This window comes from Bacillus sp. SYZHCR11, assembly GCF_057196865.1.
This window is the reverse complement of record NZ_JBXUND010000002.1, coordinates 579598-594909: the sequence shown is the minus strand read 5'-3', so window position 1 is coordinate 594909 and position 15312 is coordinate 579598. Positions and strand designations below refer to the sequence as shown.

The 15312-nt window shown below is 47.1% G+C and carries 20 protein-coding genes; 19 read left to right on the top strand and 1 reads right to left on the bottom strand.

From position 1 onward, the window contains the following. The first annotated feature begins 52 nt into the window (after window positions 1–52). From AC2CGA_RS09700 to AC2CGA_RS09620, 17 genes are all read left to right on the top strand, one after another. Window positions 53–496: a GNAT family N-acetyltransferase gene (locus AC2CGA_RS09700; protein ID WP_117614710.1), complete on the top strand. Its 444-nt coding sequence runs from the start codon at window positions 53–55 to the stop codon at window positions 494–496. A 156-nt stretch (window positions 497–652) separates the two neighbouring features. Beyond that, window positions 653–1693, top strand: a complete 1041-nt coding sequence (locus AC2CGA_RS09695) for an L-threonylcarbamoyladenylate synthase (RefSeq protein WP_003151146.1) — start codon at window positions 653–655, stop codon at window positions 1691–1693. 68 nt (window positions 1694–1761) lie between these two features. Next, entirely contained in the window at window positions 1762–2319 is a 558-nt protein-coding gene (locus tag AC2CGA_RS09690; protein WP_003151147.1) for a manganese efflux pump MntP, read from the top strand. Between the two features lie 73 nt (window positions 2320–2392). After that, window positions 2393–2848 (top strand): low molecular weight protein arginine phosphatase, encoded by a 456-nt coding sequence (locus tag AC2CGA_RS09685; RefSeq protein ID WP_029325731.1) that lies wholly within the window; start codon window positions 2393–2395, stop codon window positions 2846–2848. Between the two features lie 133 nt (window positions 2849–2981). Beyond that, entirely contained in the window at window positions 2982–3431 is a 450-nt protein-coding gene (gene rpiB, locus AC2CGA_RS09680; protein ID WP_003151149.1) for a ribose 5-phosphate isomerase B, read from the top strand. A gap of 13 nt (window positions 3432–3444) precedes the next feature. Further along, entirely contained in the window at window positions 3445–3987 is a 543-nt protein-coding gene (locus tag AC2CGA_RS09675; protein WP_003151151.1) for a TIGR01440 family protein, read from the top strand. 146 nt (window positions 3988–4133) lie between these two features. Continuing rightward, the gene (gene glyA, locus AC2CGA_RS09670) at window positions 4134–5381 is read left to right on the top strand and encodes a serine hydroxymethyltransferase (RefSeq protein ID WP_003151153.1); all 1248 of its coding nucleotides are present in this window, start codon (window positions 4134–4136) and stop codon (window positions 5379–5381) included. Between the two features lie 134 nt (window positions 5382–5515). Next, window positions 5516–6145, top strand: a complete 630-nt coding sequence (gene upp / locus AC2CGA_RS09665; RefSeq protein WP_015387576.1) for a uracil phosphoribosyltransferase — start codon at window positions 5516–5518, stop codon at window positions 6143–6145. Window positions 6146–6565: 420 nt separating this feature from the next. Then, window positions 6566–6949 carry an ATP synthase subunit I gene (gene atpI / locus AC2CGA_RS09660; protein WP_003151155.1) on the top strand — a complete coding sequence of 128 codons (384 nt, stop codon included), beginning with the start codon at window positions 6566–6568 and terminating at the stop codon, window positions 6947–6949. Between the two features lie 7 nt (window positions 6950–6956). Further along, complete coding sequence (atpB, locus tag AC2CGA_RS09655) at window positions 6957–7691, top strand: F0F1 ATP synthase subunit A (RefSeq protein WP_003151158.1); 735 nt, start codon at window positions 6957–6959, stop codon at window positions 7689–7691. 45 nt (window positions 7692–7736) lie between these two features. After that, a complete protein-coding gene (gene atpE, locus AC2CGA_RS09650; RefSeq protein ID WP_003151167.1) occupies window positions 7737–7949 on the top strand; it encodes a F0F1 ATP synthase subunit C in 213 nt (70 codons plus the stop codon). Between the two features lie 142 nt (window positions 7950–8091). Further along, window positions 8092–8604 carry a F0F1 ATP synthase subunit B gene (gene atpF / locus AC2CGA_RS09645; RefSeq protein ID WP_003151168.1) on the top strand — a complete coding sequence of 171 codons (513 nt, stop codon included), beginning with the start codon at window positions 8092–8094 and terminating at the stop codon, window positions 8602–8604. Then, window positions 8601–9146: a F0F1 ATP synthase subunit delta gene (locus AC2CGA_RS09640; protein WP_003151169.1), complete on the top strand. Its 546-nt coding sequence runs from the start codon at window positions 8601–8603 to the stop codon at window positions 9144–9146. The genes atpF and AC2CGA_RS09640 overlap by 4 nt, the downstream gene beginning before the upstream one ends. A 16-nt stretch (window positions 9147–9162) precedes the next feature. Next, a complete protein-coding gene (gene atpA, locus AC2CGA_RS09635) occupies window positions 9163–10671 on the top strand; it encodes a F0F1 ATP synthase subunit alpha (protein WP_003151170.1) in 1509 nt (502 codons plus the stop codon). Window positions 10672–10746: 75 nt separating this feature from the next. Further along, window positions 10747–11610 carry an ATP synthase F1 subunit gamma gene (atpG, locus tag AC2CGA_RS09630; RefSeq protein ID WP_003151172.1) on the top strand — a complete coding sequence of 288 codons (864 nt, stop codon included), beginning with the start codon at window positions 10747–10749 and terminating at the stop codon, window positions 11608–11610. 25 nt (window positions 11611–11635) lie between these two features. Continuing rightward, window positions 11636–13057, top strand: coding sequence for a F0F1 ATP synthase subunit beta (gene atpD / locus AC2CGA_RS09625; protein WP_003151173.1), 1422 nt, complete (start codon window positions 11636–11638; stop codon window positions 13055–13057). A 23-nt stretch (window positions 13058–13080) separates the two neighbouring features. Beyond that, window positions 13081–13479: a F0F1 ATP synthase subunit epsilon gene (locus AC2CGA_RS09620; RefSeq protein WP_003151176.1), complete on the top strand. Its 399-nt coding sequence runs from the start codon at window positions 13081–13083 to the stop codon at window positions 13477–13479. 44 nt (window positions 13480–13523) lie between these two features. Here AC2CGA_RS09620 and AC2CGA_RS09615 read toward each other — a convergent pair whose 3' ends face one another. Further along, window positions 13524–13994: a hypothetical protein gene (locus AC2CGA_RS09615; RefSeq protein ID WP_003151179.1), complete on the bottom strand. Its 471-nt coding sequence runs from the start codon at window positions 13992–13994 to the stop codon at window positions 13524–13526. A gap of 172 nt (window positions 13995–14166) precedes the next feature. Here AC2CGA_RS09615 and AC2CGA_RS09610 point away from each other — a divergent pair, with 172 nt between their 5' ends. Continuing rightward, window positions 14167–14397 (top strand): DUF1146 family protein, encoded by a 231-nt coding sequence (locus tag AC2CGA_RS09610; protein ID WP_003151181.1) that lies wholly within the window; start codon window positions 14167–14169, stop codon window positions 14395–14397. A gap of 141 nt (window positions 14398–14538) precedes the next feature. Continuing rightward, the gene (locus AC2CGA_RS09605; protein WP_003151183.1) at window positions 14539–15279 is read left to right on the top strand and encodes a YwmB family TATA-box binding protein; all 741 of its coding nucleotides are present in this window, start codon (window positions 14539–14541) and stop codon (window positions 15277–15279) included. Window positions 15280–15312: the final 33 nt, after the last annotated feature.

Genomic DNA, 15312 nt, shown 5'->3' with positions numbered 1-15312 from the left:
GGATTCGATTCATAGATTGGAAGAAAGAGTTGATCGAAACGGAGGGAAATATATGTTTTATCAGCTGAGAGTGGCAAGAGATCAAGATACGGAGGCGCTGGAGGCCTTTTTGAAAAAGTCTGATACGGCACATGCGAAAATCGATCAGCAGATCAGCCGGTTTATCGTGCTGGAAGACAGCGAAAAAAAGATTGCCGCCTGTCTCGGGATCGAAAAATTCAGCGGCGGAAAAGGGCTTCTCCGTTCACTCGTCATGTCGGACAGGCTGAATCAAAGCCATATCGTTACGCTGTTTCAAAGTATGGATGTACTGTGCAAAAAACATGAGATTCAAGATGTCTACTTAGTCGCCAATCAGCCCTCATCTGCTGAGTTTCTGAATGTGATGGGATTTGAAGCGTGCGCCGATGCGCCTGATGAACTGTATACGTCCGAACATTTCCGCAACTCGTTATGCACAGAAGGTTCGTTTTTAATGGTGAAAACCTCTGCCTGATCTAACTTATACACAAGGTTATCCACTTATTAAAAAGTGTTGTCCACAGTTTGTGGATAACACTTGTTTTATTAAAGGACATCTTTTATACTTTCAAAAGGAATACATGAGAGAAAATAAAGTTTTACCGCTTTAAAATAAGGAGTTTGGTTATACATGAAAACAAGAAGATGGTTTGTGGATTGTTCCGCAGAATTATCCACAACCGATCCCCAAATTACACAAGCCGCGGAATTGCTCCGGCAGAATGAGGTTGTGGCTTTTCCGACAGAAACCGTTTACGGACTGGGCGCTAACGCTGAAAATACGGAAGCCGTAACGAAAATATATGAGGCGAAAGGAAGGCCGAGCGATAACCCGCTGATTGTGCATATATCCCATATCAGCCAGCTTGATCGTTTTATCAGCCATATTCCTGAGACGGCGAAAAAGCTTATGGAGCTATTCTGGCCGGGGGCGCTGACCCTTGTCCTGCCGTGTAAGCCCGGTGTGCTGTCACCCCGTGTCACCGCGGGACTTGAGACGGTAGCGGTCAGAATGCCTGATCATCCGGCAGCATTAGCCCTCATCAGCTCGGCCGGACTGCCGATCGCCGCGCCGAGCGCCAATTTATCAGGAAAACCGAGCCCGACGAAGGCCGAGCATGTAGCTCATGATTTAAACGGCCGCATTGCCGGTATTGTTGACGGCGGCGCGACGGGAATCGGAGTGGAATCAACCGTCCTGTCCTGTACGGGGAAACAGCCCGTGCTGCTTCGTCCGGGCGGCGTGACAAAAGAGCAGATTGAATCCGCCGCCGGTCCGGTTCTTGTGGATAAAGGGCTGACCGAAGAAGATGAGGTTCCTATTTCTCCCGGTATGAAATATACACATTACGCGCCTTCTGCGCCGATGGCTATTGCCGACGGCGGCGCCCGGAGAATTCAAGAACTGGCAGACGCATATAAAAGCCGGGGAAAACGAATCGGCATTTTGACAACAGAAGAGAACGCCGATAGTTACCAGGCTGATTATATCAAGGTCTGCGGCAGACGCGCCGACCTTGAAACAGTGGCGTCCGCCTTATACGATGCGCTCCGCAGCTTTGATGAAGCGGAAGTGGATATGATTATTTCTGAGTCCTTTCCGGATACCGGAGTGGGGCTCGCCGTTATGAACAGGCTGATGAAAGCCGCAGGCGGCACCGTTATCCATTAACTTGTTCTACCCCTTATCGGACATGCATAAGCTAAACAAGCGGGCACGTCCAAGGGGGGTTTTTATTCATGTCGAATCTATTCATCGGGGAACTTGTCTCCTTAAGCATCATGGCATTTGCTTTGGGGACGGATGCCTTTTCCGTCGGGCTCGGAATGGGAATGATTCAGCTGAAGAAAAAACAGATTTTTCATATAGGGGTTGTCATCGGGCTGTTTCATGTCATGATGCCGCTTGTGGGAATGGCGGCCGGGCATCTGCTGTCCGGTTTTCTGGGGATGCTCGCCGTTTACATCGGCGGATCTCTTCTTTTCATTTTAGGGGTGCAGATGATGATCGCCGCGTTTAAACAATCAGACGGGCCGCTCATATCTCCGGCAGGCTCGGGACTGTTGCTGTTTGCGGTCGGTGTCAGTCTGGACAGCTTTTCTGTCGGGCTCAGTCTCGGGATGAACGGCTCCAATCCGTTTCTGGCCGTTACGCTGTTCGGGGTCTTCAGCACCGTTTTAACATGGGCGGGTCTTTTGGCGGGAAGAAAGGTGCAGTCGTGGCTCGGCTCCTACAGCGAAGCGCTTGGCGGAGCCATTTTGATCGGATTCGGGCTGAAACTGCTTTTACCGATATAAGATACGTAAAAAAAGAAACGAAGATGCCGTTTCTTTTTTCTTCATTTATAATAGGCAGTAAGAGGTGACGGACATGAAAATAATCTTTGTTTGTACAGGCAATACGTGCCGCAGTCCCATGGCTGAGGCTCTTTTTAAATCCATAGCAGAAACGAAAGGGCTGGATGTCAGCGTAAGCTCGGCCGGCGTATTCGCGTCTCCGCACGGAAAAGCGTCGGCTCATGCCGTAGAAGCGCTGTTTGAAAAACGGATCGCCCTCAATCACAGTTCATCTCCCTTATCGGAAGAACATATCGAGACGGCCGACCTGGTGCTGGCGATGACCGAACAGCATAAACAGCTGATTGAAGGCCGATATCAAAACAGTCAGGGCAAAGTTTTTACCATTAAAGAATACGTGACGGGGGAAAGCGGCGATATCTCTGACCCGTTCGGCGGTCCGCTTGATGTTTATAAACAGACGCGGGACGAACTGGAGGAGCTGCTGACCCTTTTGGCTGATCAATTGCTTGACGGGAAAAGCAAGTAATCTGTCAGAAAATCTGCAAACAGGTCATTTGCAAAACGAATGTGAAAGAGTAGAATGAAATCAACGGATTTCGTAATAAAAAGGACAAGCACACTGGGCTGTCTTCGCCCAGCCACACCTAGGAGGTAAATGAATGAAAGTAGCTATTGCGTCAGATCACGGCGGCGTCCATATCCGCGAAGAAATAAAAAGTCTTTTGGATGAATTGCAGATTGAATACATTGATATGGGCTGTGAATGCGGCGCCGGCTCTGTCGATTATTCAGACTACGCTTTTCCGGTAGCGGAAAAAGTGGTGAACGGCGAAGCTGACAGGGGAATTTTAATTTGCGGCACAGGCATCGGCATGAGCATCTCCGCAAATAAGGTAAAGGGCATACGCTGTGCGCTTGCCCATGACACCTTCAGCGCAAAAGCGACGCGTGAACACAATGACACGAATGTTCTTGCGATGGGCGAACGCGTCATCGGCCCGGGGCTGGCGCGCGAAATCGCAAAAGTCTGGCTGACGACTGAATTTACGGGCGGCCGCCACGAACGGCGGATCGGCAAAATCGCAGATTACGAAGAAAAAAATCTGTAAGAGGTGCTGGACAATGGAAGAGATGAAGCAAAAATGGACGGACATGCTGACTGAGTTTCAAGAGCAGGCAGGACTGACGGACGGCAGTCTGCTGGTGATCGGGTGCAGTACAAGTGAAGCCGCCGGAAGCCGGATCGGCACCGCCGGAAGCGGGGATTGGGCTGAATTGATATACGGCGGACTTAACCGGTTTAAGGAAAAAACGGGTGTGCATCTTGCTTTTCAATGCTGCGAGCATTTAAACAGGGCGCTTGTCATTGAAGCGGAAACGGCCGAGCGGTTCAGGCTCCCCATTGTTTCAGCCGTCCCCGTCCCGAAAGCGGGCGGAGCGATGGCCTCTTATGCATACCGGCAGATGCGTTCTCCAGTGCTCGTTGAATCGATTCAGGCTGACGCCGGGATTGACATTGGTGATACGTTCATCGGCATGCATCTGAAACCCGTTGCCGTCCCTGTCCGGATATCGAGCCGTGAGCTTGGAGAAGCACATGTGACGATGGCCCGGACAAGACCGAAGCTGATAGGCGGAATTCGCGCCGTTTATGAATGCGAATGATGAAAATACTTTTCCTCTATAATGTTCGTGTTTTCTAATTAAATTTTGTGATTTTTTTAAATAAGCTGTTACATTCACCTGAAAAACCATGTACAATAAGGTGGTAAAAATAAAGAACAGGAAACGGATAGGAGAGGATCTCGCTGATGAAACATTTACCTGTACAAGATAAACAAGTGTTTAACGCCATCAAAGATGAGCGTAAGCGTCAACAGACTAAGATCGAATTAATTGCTTCTGAAAACTTCGTGACGGAAGCGGTAATGGAAGCACAAGGCTCTGTTTTAACAAACAAATATGCTGAAGGCTACCCCGGCAAACGCTACTACGGCGGCTGTGAGCATGTTGATGTCGTTGAGGACATCGCCCGCGACCGCGCGAAAGAGATTTTCGGAGCTGAGCATGTAAACGTTCAGCCGCACTCAGGCGCTCAGGCGAACATGGCTGTTTACTTCACGATTTTAGAGCACGGCGACACGGTGCTCGGGATGAACCTCTCCCACGGCGGCCACTTAACACACGGAAGCCCGGTTAATTTCAGCGGCGTTCAATACAACTTTGTAGAATACGGTGTCGATAAAGACACGCAATATATAGATTATGAAGATGTGCGTGAAAAAGCGCTGGCGCATAAGCCGAAACTCATCGTTGCCGGAGCGAGCGCATACCCCCGCACGATCGACTTTAAAAAATTCCGTGAAATCGCTGATGAAGTCGGCGCTTACTTCATGGTAGACATGGCGCATATCGCGGGTCTTGTCGCAGCCGGCCTTCATCCGAATCCGGTTCCTTACGCTGACTTTGTAACGACAACGACTCACAAAACACTTCGCGGACCCCGCGGAGGAATGATCCTTTGCCGTGAAGAGTTCGGCAAGAAGATTGATAAATCCATTTTCCCGGGAATCCAAGGCGGACCGCTTATGCATGTCATCGCGGCAAAAGCCGTTTCTTTCGGAGAAGTGCTTGAAGATGATTTCAAAACATATGCGCAAAACGTCATCTCGAACGCGAAGCGCCTGGCTGAGTCTCTGAACAAAGAGGGCATTCAGCTCGTATCAGGCGGAACGGATAACCACCTTGTGCTTGTCGACCTCCGTTCTCTCGGACTGACCGGAAAAGTCGCTGAACACGTTCTTGATGAAATCGGCATTACATCTAATAAAAACGCGATCCCTTACGATCCGGAAAAACCGTTCGTCACAAGCGGAATCCGTCTCGGTACGGCGGCTGTGACAAGCCGCGGCTTTGACGGTGACGCGCTTGAAGAAGTCGGCGCCATCATCGGCCTCGCGCTGAAAAATCATGAAGACGAAGCAAAACTTGAAGAAGCGAAACAGCGCGTATCTGCCTTGACTGAAAAGTTTCCTTTATATAAAGAACTGGACTATTAATAAGGAAGAAACCCGCCGGAATCTTAATCCGGCGGGTTTTTTTATGATTTTCTTGAAACTGTTTGTCTTTTTCTGTAGAATCAATAGAAGTGTGAAAAAGTCACTCGGACAACAAAAAAGGAGCTGAACACAGTATGGGAAAGGTTTACGTATTTGATCATCCTTTAATCCAGCATAAGCTGACATATATTCGGAATGAAAATACAGGCACAAAGGATTTCAGAGACCTTGTGGATGAAGTCGCATCACTGATGGCGTTTGAAATTACACGTGATCTTCCTCTTCAAGAAGTGGAAGTGAAAACACCTGTTCAAACAGCGACATCCAAAGTGATTTCAGGGAAGAAACTCGGTATCGTGCCGATCCTGAGAGCGGGTCTCGGAATGGTTGACGGCATGCTGAAATTAATCCCGGCCGCTAAAGTGGGACATGTCGGATTATACCGTGATCCGGAAACCTTAAAACCGGTGGAATACTATGTCAAGCTTCCTTCTGATGTAGAAGAACGCGAATTTATTGTCGTGGATCCGATGCTTGCTACGGGAGGCTCTGCGGTGGAAGCGATCAACAGCCTGAAAAAGCGCGGCGCGAGAAACATTCGTTTTATGTGTCTTGTAGCGGCTCCGGAAGGCGTGGAAGAGCTGCAGAAACATCATTCTGACGTTGATATTTATATCGCCGCCCTTGATGAAAAACTGAATGAAAAAGGCTATATCGTTCCGGGCCTCGGTGACGCGGGTGACAGACTGTACGGAACCAAATAAATCGGAAAACCTCATTCAGGGGGTTTTCTTTTTTTTATCCAGATTTTAGCTGAATGGGCAGAGTTCATACATTTATAGGTGAATTTGTGAACATTCTGTGTATGCTTCCGGTATAAAAAGTTTTTTAACTTTAAACAGATTGACACATGTTAGGGGCTATTGTATGCTAAACGAGGGTATTATGAGAAGGTTTTCATTCCTTTCATTTCTAGTATCCATCCTCATTTTAAATCCTCCAAAAAAACCCGTTATATGAGGATTTATCTAAGCGAATGAAACAGCATCCCGTAGCATCAGGAGGATGAGTGGTTTTTTCGAACAGGCCGTTTTGCGGACAAAAAAGGCCTTCTGCAAGGGTTAACCGCATGTTTTGCCGTATCCAGGAATTATATTACATTTTCATCAGGAGACAGATAGTTGATGGACGATCCCAATCTTACATTCAGCAGACAACGGAGATATGTATTTGTAATCTTAGCAATCTATTTGCTGGGATATGGTCTTACGGCGTATAAAACTGTTTTTTTAGGCCTCTTTTTGGGAACTGTTTTCAGTTTGTTTAATTTGTGGCTCTTGACCAGAAGAATGAATGCTTTTGACAAGGCCGTGGCGAAAGGAAAGTCCATACGATCACTCGGGAGCGCAGCGCGTTGGTGCAATGCGATACTTGCGATGGCTGTCGCCTTTAAATATCCCGATAAAGTCAGTGTGGCAAGTGTGATTATTGGATTAATGACAATTTATCCCGTCATTATGATAGATTCCATTATTCAGCTCAAACGTTCATCAATGGAAGAGAGGTGAAAACCCATTGAATCACGATTACAGAACTATTGATTTGTTTGGTCTTACTTTTAATCTGACAAACATTCTGATGATTACTGTGGCAAGTGTGATTGTGCTGCTGATTGCGATTCTTACTACAAGAACGCTGTCCATCCGTCCGGGAAAAGCCCAGAACTTCATGGAATGGATTGTTGATTTTGTCCGCAATATTATAGGCAGTACAATGGATTTAAAAACAGGGGCTAACTTCTTGGCGCTTGGTGTAACCTTGCTGATGTACATATTTGTATCAAATATGCTAGGGCTGCCGTTTTCTGTAACGGTCGGACACGAGCTTTGGTGGAAATCACCGACGGCCGATCCGGCTATTACTCTGACTCTAGCCGTTATGGTTGTGTCGTTAACGCACTATTACGGCGTGAAGATGAAAGGTTTGAAGGAATACTCTAAGGATTACCTCAGACCGGTTCCGCTTATGTTCCCGATGAAGATCATTGAGGAGTTTGCGAATACGCTGACACTCGGACTTCGTCTTTACGGTAACATTTTCGCCGGGGAAATTCTTCTTGGCCTGCTTGCGAATCTGGCGACGAATTTCTACTCAAACAGTTTCTTTCTCGGTTTGGTCGGCACAGTCGGAGCCATTATTCCGATGCTTGCATGGCAGGCATTCAGCTTGTTCATCGGTACCATCCAGGCATTTATCTTTACGATGCTGACGATGGTGTACATGTCACACAAAATCAGTCATGATCATTAAAATCATATATCCATTCGGATAACATTTTAAAGGAGGAACTTTTTCATGAATTTAATAGCAGCTGCAATTGCAATCGGTTTAGGTGCACTTGGTGCAGGTATTGGTAACGGTCTGATCGTTTCACGTACGGTAGAGGGAATCGCCCGTCAGCCGGAAGCAGGAAAAGAACTTAGAACTCTTATGTTCATGGGTATCGCATTGGTTGAGGCCCTTCCGATTATCGCTGTCGTTATCGCGTTCTTAGCGTTCTTTGGCTAAGCAAAAAAGCCTTATATGAACTAAAAATGGCGAAGATCACTCTAAGAGAACCTTCGCCATTGCTTTATGTCTGATAAGCAGGCCGTCCCGAAACGGCTTTTTATCAGCAGAGAAAACCTGCAGAAGGGAGTTGCCGTAGTAGATGTCTCAATTACCTCTTGAATTAGGACTGTCGTTTAACGGCGGAGATATCCTATTCCAATTGTTAGCTATGTTAGTTTTATTAGCGCTTCTCAAGAAATTCGCTCTGGGACCGCTATTAAATATAATGAAACAGCGTGAAGATCATATCGCCGGCGAAATTACGTCCGCTGAAGAAAGAAATAAAGAAGCGCAGAAGCTGATTGAAGAGCAGCGCGTTCTTTTAAAAGAAGCGAAACAGGAATCACAATCACTCATTGAAAATGCGAAAAAACTGGGTGAAAAGCAGAAGGAAGACATTATCCAGGCTGCACGCGCCGAGTCTGAAAGATTGAAAGAAGCGGCGAGAACCGAAATTGTCAAAGAAAAAGAACAAGCGGTTTCCGCACTTCGCGAGCAAGTCGCATCACTTTCTGTCTTAATCGCATCGAAAGTGATTGAAAAAGAGCTTGATGAACAAGCCCAGGAACAACTGATTCAGGACTATCTTAAAGAGGTAGGAGAAAGCCGATGAGTGGATCTGCTGTCTCTAAACGATACGCGTCAGCGCTTTTCGACATTGCCGTTGAGACTTCTCAAATCAATGAAATCGAAGAAGAGCTTACCGTACTAAAAGAAGTGTTCCGGAACGAAGCCGGATTACAGGAAGTGCTAAGCCATCCGAAGGTATCGGCCGCTAAGAAAAAAGAGCTGATTCAGCAATCGTTCGGCGCACTGTCTGAGTCTGTGCTGCATACGATTTTTCTTCTGATTGACCGCCGCCGGTCTTCGATTGTGCCTGATCTCACAGACGAGTTTATCAAACTTGCCAATCAGGCCCGTCAGACAGAGGACGCGGTTGTTTATTCAGTAAAGCCGCTTTCAGAAGCGGAAATGTTATCATTGTCTCAAGTGTTTGCAAAAAAAGCCGGAATCGCTTCGCTCAGAATCAGAAATGAAGTGCAGACGGATTTAATAGGCGGCATTAAAGTCCGCATTGGAAACCGGATTTATGACGGAAGCGTAAGCGGAAAGCTTGAGCGCATGGAACGTCAACTTGCCGGAGGAAATCGATAGAAGGGGTGAAACCTAAGTGAGCATCAAAGCTGAAGAGATTAGCACGCTGATAAAGCAGCAAATTCAAAATTACCAATCTGAAATTGAAGTTCATGACGTAGGTACAGTCATCCAAGTCGGAGACGGTATTGCGCGTGTACACGGCCTTGACAATTGTATGGCCGGTGAACTTGTTGAGTTTTCAAACGGCGTTTTGGGTATGGCTCAAAACCTTGAAGAATCCAACGTAGGTATCGTTATCTTAGGACCTTACAGAGATATCCGCGAAGGTGATGAGGTCAAAAGAACGGGCCGCATCATGGAAGTTCCTGTAGGTGAAGAATTAATCGGACGTATCGTCAACCCGCTCGGACAGCCGGTAGACGGACTGGGTCCGATTCTGACAAGCAAAACACGTCCGATCGAAAGCCAGGCTCCAGGCGTAATGGACCGTAAATCGGTACATGAGCCGCTGCAAACGGGTATCAAAGCGATCGACGCGTTAATTCCGATCGGCCGCGGACAGCGTGAACTGATTATCGGGGATCGTCAGACAGGTAAAACATCTGTTGCGATTGATACAATCTTAAACCAAAAAGATCAAGACATGATCTGTGTGTACGTAGCGATCGGCCAAAAAGAATCTACAGTACGCGGCGTGGTGGAAACGCTTCGTAAGCACGGCGCGCTTGATTACACGATTGTCGTGACGGCATCCGCTTCACAGCCGGCTCCGCTTCTTTACCTTGCACCGTATGCAGGGGTGACAATGGGTGAAGAATTCATGTACAACGGCAAGCACGTTCTCGTCGTATATGATGATTTATCCAAACAAGCGGCCGCTTACCGTGAGCTGTCATTGCTTCTTCGCCGTCCGCCGGGCCGTGAAGCATTCCCTGGGGATGTATTCTATCTTCACTCCCGTCTGCTTGAGCGCGCAGCCAAGCTGAGTGACGCTAAAGGCGCAGGATCAATTACGGCGCTGCCGTTCGTCGAAACACAAGCAGGAGATATCTCCGCTTATATCCCGACAAACGTCATTTCCATTACTGACGGACAGATTTTCCTTCAATCCGATCTATTCTTCTCAGGCGTGCGTCCTGCGATCAATGCCGGATTATCTGTATCCCGTGTCGGCGGGTCAGCCCAAATCAAAGCGATGAAAAAGGTAGCGGGAACATTGCGTCTTGACCTTGCTTCATACCGTGAACTTGAAGCATTCGCCCAATTCGGATCTGATCTTGACCAGGCGACTCAGGCGAAACTGAACCGCGGTGCGCGTACAGTTGAAGTGCTGAAGCAAGACTTGAATAAGCCGCTTCCGGTTGAAAAACAGGTAGCCATTCTTTATGCGCTGACAAAAGGATATCTTGATGATATTCCGGTTGCGGATATCAGACGTTTTGAAGAAGAGTACTACATGTACCTTGATCAAAACCATAAAGATCTGCTTGACGGCATTGCGAAAACAGGAAACCTTCCTGCTGATGAAGACTTCAAAGCTGCAATCGAAGGCTTCAAACGCACATTTGCACCAAGCAACTAACCCTTAGAAGATGAGAGAAAAAGGTTCTCTTTTTCTCTCTTTTTACGCAAATGAAGAATAAAGGTGGTGAAATCTTTGGCCTCATTACGCGATATTAAGTCAAGGATCACGTCAACGAAAAAAACAAGCCAGATTACAAAAGCCATGCAGATGGTATCCGCTGCGAAGCTGAACCGTGCGGAAACCAACGCGAAGTCATTTGCTCCGTATATGGATAAGATCCAGGAGGTTGTGTTTAACGTCGGAAAAGGCGCGAAAAACGCGAAACACCCGATGCTTGTCTCAAGAGAAGTGAAAAAGACGGCGTATCTCGTCATTACGTCTGACCGCGGGCTTGCGGGTGCGTTTAACAGTTCGGTTTTGCGAAACGCTTACCGCACCATTCAAGAACGCCATCAGTCTAAAGATGAATACACGGTGATTGCAATCGGCAGAGTCGGCCGCGATTTCTTCAAAAAACGGGAGATGCCGATTTTGTCTGAGTTAGTGGGGCTTGGCGACGAGGTCACTTTTGCTCAGATTAAAGATTTGACCCGTCAGACGGTTCAAATGTTTATCGACGGCGCTTTTGATGAACTGCATTTGGTGTATAACCATTTCGTCAGTGCGATTTCACAGGAAGTGACGGAGAAAAAAGTGCTGCCTTTAACGGATTTCGGAACGAGCGGCGGGAAGCGCACGGCTTCTTACGAGTTCGAACCGGATGAAGAAGAGGTGCTCGAAGTGCTGCTTCCTCAATATGCGGAAAGCTTAATTTACGGCGCGCTTCTTGACAGTAAAGCAAGTGAACACGCTGCGAGAATGACAGCAATGAAAAATGCGACTGATAATGCGAAAGAACTCATTGATTCACTTTCGCTTTCATATAACCGCGCGCGTCAAGCGGCGATTACACAAGAAATTACCGAAATTGTCGGCGGTGCAGCCGCTTTAGAATAGAAAGATTTTGTCAGGAGGGATAGCGATGAAGAAAGGACGCGTAAGTCAGGTGCTTGGACCGGTTGTCGACGTACGTTTCGAGGACGGCCACTTGCCTGCGATTTATAATGCGATTAAAGTTTCACAGCCAGCTACAGGCGAAAATGAAGTAGGCATCGACCTAACGCTAGAGGTTGCTCTTCATTTAGGCGATGATACAGTCCGTACAATTGCCATGGCATCTACGGATGGAATTCAGCGCGGAATGGAAGCCGTTGATACAGGTGCGCCGATTTCCGTTCCTGTCGGTGATGTGACTCTCGGACGCGTATTTAACGTACTGGGAGATAAAATTGATTTAAATGAACCGCTGCCTGCGGATGCTCAAAAGGACCCGATCCACAGATCAGCTCCTTCATTCGATGAGCTTTCAACTGAGGTTGAAATTCTTGAAACGGGGATTAAGGTTGTTGACCTGCTCGCTCCTTACATCAAGGGCGGTAAAATCGGATTGTTCGGCGGCGCCGGCGTAGGTAAAACCGTATTAATCCAGGAATTAATCAACAACATCGCGCAAGAGCACGGCGGTATTTCCGTATTCGCCGGTGTAGGAGAGCGTACTCGTGAAGGGAACGACCTTTTCTACGAAATGAGCGATTCAGGCGTTATCAAGAAAACAGCCATGGTCTTCGGACAGATGAACGAGCCGCCGGGCGCACGTATGCGTGTAGCACTGACGGGTCTTACAATGGCTGAGCATTTCCGTGATAAACAAGGACAGGACGTACTGTTCTTTATCGATAACATTTTCCGTTTCACACAAGCGGGTTCAGAGGTTTCCGCGCTTCTCGGCCGTATGCCTTCTGCGGTTGGTTATCAGCCGACGCTTGCGACAGAAATGGGTCAGCTTCAAGAGCGTATTACGTCTACAAACGTTGGTTCAGTTACATCTATCCAGGCGATCTACGTGCCTGCCGATGACTACACTGACCCGGCTCCGGCGACAACGTTCGCTCACTTGGATGCAACGACTAACCTTGAGCGTAAATTAACTGAAATGGGTATCTACCCTGCGGTTGATCCGCTGGCTTCCACTTCCCGCGCGCTTGCTCCGGAAATTGTCGGAGAAGAGCATTATGCGGTGGCGCGTGAAGTTCAGTCAACGCTTCAGCGTTACAAAGAACTTCAGGATATTATCGCGATTCTCGGTATGGACGAATTAGGTGAAGAAGACAAGCTTGTCGTTCACCGCGCACGCCGTATCCAGTTCTTCCTTTCTCAAAACTTCCACGTAGCTGAGCAGTTTACGGGACAAAAGGGTTCTTACGTGCCTGTTAAAGAAACGGTACGAGGCTTTAAAGAAATCCTTTCCGGTAAATATGACCATCTTCCGGAAGATGCATTCCGTCTTGTGGGACGCATTGAAGAAGTCATTGAGAATGCAAAAGAGATGGGTGTAGAAGTTTAATCTGGTCCTAGGAGGGTAAAAGCATGAAGACCGTTAAAGTCAATATCGTTACTCCCGACGGCCCAGTATATGATGCTGATATTGAAATGGTGAGTGTAAGAGCCGAGAGCGGTGATCTCGGTATCCTGCCTGGCCATATTCCGACCGTGGCTCCGCTTAAAATCGGCGCTGTCCGCCTTAAAAAAGACGGGCAGACCGAATTGGCGGCTGTCAGCGGCGGATTTTTAGAAGTCCGTCCTGATCAGGTCACTATCCTTGCACAAGCCGCTGAAACAGCGGAAAGCATTGATAAAGAGCGCGCCCTTGCTGCGAAAAAGCGGGCGGAAGACCGTTTGAACAAACGATCAGATGATACTGACATTCGTCGGGCTGAGCTTGCGTTACAGCGGGCTGTAAACAGATTGGATGTTGCAGGAAACTAAAAAAGAATCCTTCTCGGCTGTCTGAGAAGGATTCTTTTTCTATATTAACGCATAAGAGATTCATAGACGCCGATAAGCGGATGATCCTCTTCTTTTTGCAGATATAAATGTTCGCAGCAGTTGTCGGTGTGCCACGTTTTGTTTCCTCTCCGCACACCCGTCGTATAAGCGCCGTCCGTATACGGATAAGGTTTGACGACCCATTCGGCATCGTCATGATGTCTGATGGCGCAATCGATGACATACACACTGAGCATTTTCTCAAATTCGTCAATCGGCAGGTTCCAATCCGCCAAAAGCAGCTCTTTTATGCTGCGGAAGTAAAGAGCTTCCACTGCCAGCAGGCTGCCGGGTGAATAATCAAGAGAAATGTTGAAAAACTGACATAATTCTTTCAGTTCCTCTGTTTGAGACTGTCTATAATCATAGTAGAATGCTATCGCTTCCCACTCGTGGTCAAATACGGGAAGTGTTTCTCCATACTGCTTTTCCGGATGAAAAAAGGAATGATTCATATTCCCATCTCCTTTCCAAAAAAGTATATCATGCCGGAGAACGGACATTTAAGCGGGGATTGCCCCTAATTTTGGATAAAAATTCTGATGTAAAAATGATCATCTTTCTCTCTTCTTCTTATATAATAAGAGAGGATATGAGGGGCGGAAAAAATGAAAGGAGATGGAATTTGTGAATGTATTGGGGCAGCAGGCCGCAATCAGCATCCTGGTTCACCTGGTATGCATTGCGGTGACATGGTGGGCGCTTCAGGCCGTCAACTTTGATCCGCTGATCCGAAAAGGAAAAATAGTGCAGGCGAGGCTGCTGATCATTCTTCTTACCATTGCGATCGGTACGGCAGTCGCCAACTTCTTTTTAGATTATCTTACCTATTCGAAACAGCTTCCATACTTATTTTAAGATGTTTCGTCTGTTGAAATGAAGGGAATCGCTGGGTGAGAAACCAATTTTTCTTCACCCGCTTGGCGAGTTTTGACGAAGTTTTCCATGTATTGCTTTCCCCGGCTCCGGCAAAAATGGGAGTAAGGGGGAGAGATCGATATGAAGAAAAAAAGAGCAGGCCGTATCATCTTGTTTTTTGTTTTTTTAAGCGCCTTAATAGCGGTATTTCATTCCATTCATGCAAGTGAGCTGTCTCCGCTTGCCCAGATTGCCGAAGGAATGGAGCGGCAGCAGGTCACTGTGGATGAATGGACGCTTCATGCGAAAAAAAATCTGAACCTGTCACTGAGTGAATTTGATGACAAGGTAAAAGAACTGAAGACGCAGTATCCGCAATATCATTGGGAATCCGCGCGGGAAGATAAAATCGTAAAGGCCGTCGGCACGTATTCTGACAAAAAAAATCACACAACTTTTAAACTGCAGCTCGTCACTACCCTCAAAAACCAGAACCCAACTTCGTATTTATTATATGAGCAAATGAGCCCGGAGCAACCGGAAAACTGGAATGATACATATGAACAGTTTGAACGGCAGGCACATGACATATTTCAAAATAAAGTATTTATTTTTACTTGTCTAAAGGGTCATTTAAATGATAATATGAGTATTGTTTTGCAAAAAAAAGCAGAACAGCTCATGAAAGAATTTGAAGCAAGTCCAGTTGAACATGTAGTTGAGCCTCATTTCGTTTCTGTTTCTGCATTTACATATAAGTGGACAGATTACATCATGACATCGAAACATAAGATGAATGTGCAAGTTGCGCTTAGAAGTGCGGGAATGGGCGGAAAACATACCGTTACGGTTGGCACACCAATCGTGACAACTGAATATTAATATAGAGAATATAGGGACGCGGAGGGGAATACC